We start from the raw sequence: 5,424 nt of genomic DNA, 5'->3' as shown, positions 1-5,424 counted from the left end.
CCCGCCGGCAGCCGGTGGGCGAGGCCGATGCCGGCGGCGCGGTAGGCGTCGAGCACGTCGGCGACGCGGCGCTGCGCTACGGTCGCACGGCTCGCGGCGCCGCGCGCGCCGAGTTCGTCGGGCGACAGCAGCGCGGTCCAGGCGTAGAGCAGTTCCGCGCCGGCTTCGAGCCGCGCCGTCATCCAGGGCCGCAGCGGGCGGTGCAGCGGATAGCCCTCGAGCCCGAGCGCGTCCGCGGCGGCGGCGAGGTGCGCATAGGCGCCGCGGTACCACTCGGTGCTGCCGCCGGCCGCGGGCGACACGGTCAGCGGCGCCGGCGCCGCGTGCGTCCGCAGCGCGCGGCCGAACCGTGTCTCCAGCGCGCGCGCGTCGCGCACGGTTTCGGTCTCGACCGCGAAAGCGAGGTCGGTATCGAAGAACTCGAAGAAGCGCGGGTGCAGCTGCTGCATGCGTGCGAGCGGATCGCGCGAAAAGCCGAGCTTCAGCCAGTCCTCGCCCTGGCAGGGCAGCACGTAGAGATAGGCGCGCGCGACGCTGCTCGTCGAGGTGAACGGGTAGGGCGGTTCGAAATCCATCGCGCGGCGGCAGGGCGGCAGGAATGCCGCATCTGCGGGCGAATCCGGGGCCGAGTCAAGCGGGCGCGGTGGTTCGTCCTCACTCGGGCTCGGTCGCGTTGTAGTAGCGCGCGAGCTGGTTGTAGATCGTCTTGACGCTGACGCCGAGCGCGCGCGCGGCCTTGGTCTTGTCGTTGCCGAAGAACTCGAGCGTCTTCATGAGCATGCGCCGCTCGATTTCCTCGAACGTCGTGCCGACGGCGACCGTCAGCGTGCTCGGCGTTTCCTGCAACGGCTCGGGCACGCGGATCTGGCCGAGTGGATCGCCGATCGCGTCGCTCGCGCTCATGATGTAGGCGTAGCCGACGACGTTGCGCAGCTCGCGCACGTTGCCGGGCCAGGAATAGCGGCGCAGCTGTTCGATCGCTTCGCCGGTGAACGCCTTGCGCGTGCGGTGGCGGTCGTTGGCCTGGGCGAGAAAGTGATTCGCGAGCGCGGTCACGTCGTCGAGGCGTTCGCGCAGCGGCGGAATCGCGATCGGGAACTCGCCGAGCCGGTAGCAGAGTTCTTCGCGCAGGCCGTCGTCGGCGAGCATGCGCGGTTCGGGGCCGCTCGCCGAGATCACGCGCGTGCCGCGGTCCGCCGGCGCGCGCTCGATCGCGTGAAGCAGGCGCAGCTGCAGCGGCGGCGGGAGCGCCGTGACATCGTCGAGGAACAGCGTGCCGTCGCGCGCGCGCTCGAAGTCGCCGTCGTCGTCGTCCGCCTGGCCGAACAGCTGCGCAGCGAGCGCGTCGGGCGCGAGGCCGGAGCAGCTGACTTCGAGGAACGGGCCGGAGCGGCCGCTCTCCGTGTGAATCGCGCGCGCGGCGAGGCGCTTGCCGACGCCGTTCTCGCCGAGCATCAGCACCGAGGCATCGGTCGGCGCGACGCGCTGGATCTGCGTGACGAGCCGGCACAGCGCGGCCGAGCTGCCGACGATGCCGTGCCATCCGCCGGTCGGGATCGGCGTCGGCAGTCGCCGCCGCTGCGCGGTGCGTTCGAGGAGTTCGCGGAAGCGCGCCGGGTCGATCGGCTTGATCAGATAGTCGAGCAGCGACGTGCGGCAGGCCTGTACGGCCGATTCGACGGTCGGGTGGCCCGTCGCGAGCACGACCGCGGTCGCGCGGCGCGCGCACGCGGAAACGAGGTCGAGGCCGGATCCGTCAGGGAGCACGAGGTCGACGAGCGCCAGGTCGAACGCTTCGCGCCGCAGCCAGTGCTCGGCCTGGCGTACGGTGTCGGCAACGGTGATGTCGTAGGGGATCGTGCGCGCGATTTCCGCTGCCGCGCGGACGAAGCTGACGTCGTCGTCGACGATCAGCAGCGACGGTCTTGCAGGTGTTTCCATGGCAGAGCCCCGGCCCGACAGCGTCGTGCCCACATCGAACGTACGAGCCCGCGATGGTAAGTGCGGATCCGCGAAAACGACAGTGAAAAAATTTCACGGTTTTCAAACGTTACCGTGCGTACGGACGAACGAGTATTGAATAAATAAGTATAAAGATACGAATTCATAAAGTGACCAGTGTTCGTCGACGTCGATCAGCGAGGCGCTGTTGCGCACTGAAGCAACAATCTGCCGCCTCGAGGCCCAACCTCTCAATCTGTCGCGGTCGCTTCCTCGTTTCCCGTGCGGGATGCGCGCCACCGTACGCTGCACCGTCCCGATTCCCCGTTCCCGCCGCCGACGGCCGCGTCGCCGCCGCCCGCTCGCGCCAAAGCGAGCTCGTGCTTCACGCCGCCGGCACACGGCAGCGCGCATTTTCTGCCGGCCCGCGGAAACAATTTCCGCGTTTGGTGCGCTGCAGCAAGCGGCGCCGGCGATGACTGAACGCGTGGTCGCTGCTGAGTGCGGCTGGCACGGTCATTGCGGTAGCTCCGTTGCCGCCCCGACATATCGGCCCGGTTTCGCGAACACGAGCAGGGCGGCCGCAGCGAGAGACCACGGCCATCAATGGAGAGAGCAATGAACCCGAACGACCAGCGCAAACCCGAAGACTCGGCGCAGACCGGCGGCGACGACCGCCAGACTCCGGCCGGCCGCCGGGCGGAGAGCAGCGGCACGAGCCGGCGCGGCTTCGCCTCGATGGACGAAGCACGGCAGCGCGCGATCGCCAGCGAAGGCGGTCGGGCGGCGCACGCGCGCGGCACGGCGCACGAATTCACTTCCGAAGAGGCGCGCGAAGCCGGCCGCAAGGGCGGCGAAGCGGTCAGCCAGAATCGCGAACACATGGCGGCCATCGGCCGTCGCGGCGGCGAGGCGCGCGGCAGCGCGCACCGCAAGGCCGCCGCGGCCGCACGCGGCGAGAGCACCGAGGACGAGACCCCGCGCGGCAGCTCGGGTAGCACTTCCGGCAACTCGAACGCACGCAGCTCGGGCAGCGAGCGCCGCGACAACGGCGGCAACGCCTTCGGCGCGCCGGGCCGGCGCGACTTCTAAGCCGTTGAACCCGCGGTACGGCGGGCGGGCGAAAAACGCCCGCCGTGCGGCGTGCTCGTCCGTCACGCGGCGCTCACGCCGATATGGATATGTGGATTTTTCGCAGGTGGGCGCACGTCGTCCGCAGGGGTCGAGGCCCGCGTGATCATCGCGCGCGCCGTCGAGCGTGTGTTCAGAGGGCGACAGCGGGCTCTGCCATGCGGCAGTATCCCCGCTCGGTTCTCGCGCCCATCAGCCAACAGGTCTTTGCATGCCCGATTCGATTGCGGCGGACGATCAGCGCAACCTGCGCGCGCTCGGATTCCTGCCTCCGAAAGCCGCCATCGGCTTTGCGCTCGCCCTGTTCGCCGTCGGGCTCATTGCATGGTTCTCCTGGCAGGCTCTGGTAAATCGCACGACCAGCGCGGCTCGCGTGCAGCGTTCGTCGTCGATTCTCGTCGGCCTCGGCGACGCCCTGTCGGCCATGAAGGATGCCGAGAGTGGCCAGCGCGGTTACCTCATCAGCGGCGAAGGCCGCTATCTCGAACCGTTCACCGCGGCAAAAAGCGATGTCGCGGCCGTGCAGCAGCAGCTGCAGGCGTTGATTTCCGGTGACGAGGAGCAGCAACGCCGCTTCGACGCGCTGCGCCAACTCATTGCGGAAAAATTTTCAGAGCTCGAAGAATCGATCCGGTTGCGGCAGAACGGCGATGGCAGCGCGGCGCTCGCGCTGTTTGCGACCGATCGCGGACGCGTCACGATGGACCGCATCCGCGCGCTCGTGCGCGAGATCGAGAGCGCCGAGCAGCGTCGTCAGGACGAGCAGCAGCGCGAATGGCGCGAAGCGTCCGACCGCACGGTCTGGACGTCGATCGGCGGCGGCGGCGTGCTGTTCGTGCTGATCCTGATCGCCGCCTACGTGACCTCGCGCGACTATCGCGCGCGCGAAACCGAAGCCTGGGTGCGACGCGGACAGGCCGGGCTCGCCGAGCGCCTGCTCGGCGAGCAGGGGCTGCAGTCGATCGGCGAGAACGTGCTCGGTTTCCTGACGCGCTTCCTCGAGGCGCCGGTCGGTGCGGTCTACGTGCAGAGCGGCGGCAGCCGCTTCCACGCGGTGGCCGTGCATGCGGTCGACGGCGGTCTCGCGATGGCCGAGCAGCGCCTCGGCGAAGGGCTGGTCGGTCAGGCGGTCAAGGATCGCGCGCTGACCCATCTGACCCATCTGCCGGCGGGCTATCTGCCGCTGCGTTCGGGCCTGGTCCGCGGCGACGCGGCCGAGGTCCTGATCCTGCCGGTCAGCGTCGACGGCGTCGTGCAGGCGGTCGTCGAACTGGGCTTCCTGCGTCCGGTGCGCGCCGCCGAGAAGGATCTGCTGCGCCGCGCCGCGGACGTGCTCGCGATCACCGTGCGCACGGCCAGGGACCGCGCGCGCGTGCTCGAACTGCTCGAGGAAACCCAGCGCCAGGCCGAAGAGCTGCAGACCCAGCAGGAGGAACTGCGCGTCAGCAACGAGGAACTCGAGGAGCAGAGCAACGCGCTGAAGGCTTCGCGGGCCCAGATGGAAAACCAGCAGACCGAGCTCGAACAGACCAATGCCCAGCTCGAGGAATTCGCCCAGCAGCTCGAACACCAGCGCGACGAACTTGCCCGCTCGCAGGTGGTGCTCATCGACAAGGCGGCGGAACTCGAACGCGCCAACAGCTACAAGAGCGAGTTCCTGGCCAACATGAGCCACGAACTGCGCACGCCGCTGAACTCCACGCTGATCCTCGCCAAGCTGCTCGCCGACAACAAGGGCGGCAACCTGAACGAGGAGCAGGTCAAGTTCGCGCAGACCATTTCCTCGGCCGGCAAGGATCTGCTCGCGATCATCAACGACATCCTGGATCTCGCCAAGATCGAGGCCGGCCGCGTCGAGATCAATCGTGAAAAAGTAAATATTGTTGCGTCGACCGACGCGCTCGTGCGTACCTTCCGGCCCGTCGCGGTCGACCGGGGACTGGAACTCGTCTGCGACATCCAGATCGGCACGCCGCTGGAAATCACGACCGATCCGCTGCGCCTCGGCCAGATCCTGCGGAATCTCCTGTCCAACGCGATCAAGTTCACCGACCAGGGCAAGGTCGAGCTGCGCGTCTGCGCCGACGAGCAGGGGCAGATCGTGTTCGCGGTGCACGACACCGGCATCGGCATCGCCGAGCAGCAGCAGGACGTGATCTTCGAGGCGTTCCGGCAGGCCGACGGCAGCATGCACCGCAAGTACGGCGGCACGGGCCTCGGACTGTCGATCTCGCGCGATCTCGCGCGGCTGCTCGGCGGCGACATCGTCGTGCGCAGCACGCCGGGCAAGGGCAGCATCTTCGTGCTGACGCTGCCGGCGCAGGCGCCCGAAGGCGCCGCCGCCGCGGCGCC

Annotated in this window: 3 protein-coding genes and 1 pseudogene; 2 read left to right on the top strand and 2 right to left on the bottom strand. The window is 69.0% G+C overall.

Annotation, left to right across the window (positions count from 1 at the left end):
• Together VLF18_RS17105 and VLF18_RS17100 are read right to left on the bottom strand one after the other, a co-directional pair.
• Window positions 1-575: GIY-YIG nuclease family protein (locus VLF18_RS17105; RefSeq protein ID WP_325280838.1), on the bottom strand; the 575-nt coding region annotated here is incomplete at its 3' end.
• Between the two features lie 79 nt (window positions 576-654).
• Window positions 655-1,941, bottom strand: a complete 1,287-nt coding sequence (locus VLF18_RS17100) for a sigma-54 dependent transcriptional regulator (RefSeq protein WP_325280837.1) — start codon at window positions 1,939-1,941, stop codon at window positions 655-657.
• Between the two features lie 738 nt (window positions 1,942-2,679).
• On the opposite strand from VLF18_RS17100, the pseudogene VLF18_RS17095 reads away from it, so the two are divergent.
• Together VLF18_RS17095 and VLF18_RS17090 are read left to right on the top strand one after the other, a co-directional pair.
• Window positions 2,680-2,859: pseudogene (locus VLF18_RS17095) on the top strand (KGG domain-containing protein); the annotation flags it as partial.
• A gap of 424 nt (window positions 2,860-3,283) precedes the next feature.
• On the top strand, window positions 3,284-5,424 hold a 2,141-nt coding region (locus tag VLF18_RS17090; protein ID WP_325280836.1), incomplete at its 3' end, for a CHASE3 domain-containing protein.

This window comes from Tahibacter sp. (assembly GCF_035481375.1).
Classification (GTDB): domain Bacteria; phylum Pseudomonadota; class Gammaproteobacteria; order Xanthomonadales; family Rhodanobacteraceae; genus Tahibacter.
This window is presented reverse-complemented; position numbering and strand designations above follow the sequence as displayed.

Excerpts from the sequence above, each read along its gene's own strand:
- VLF18_RS17100 (WP_325280837.1), bottom strand. The coding sequence starts at position 1,941 with ATGGAAACACCTGCAAGACCGTCGCTGCTGATCGTCGACGACGACGTC.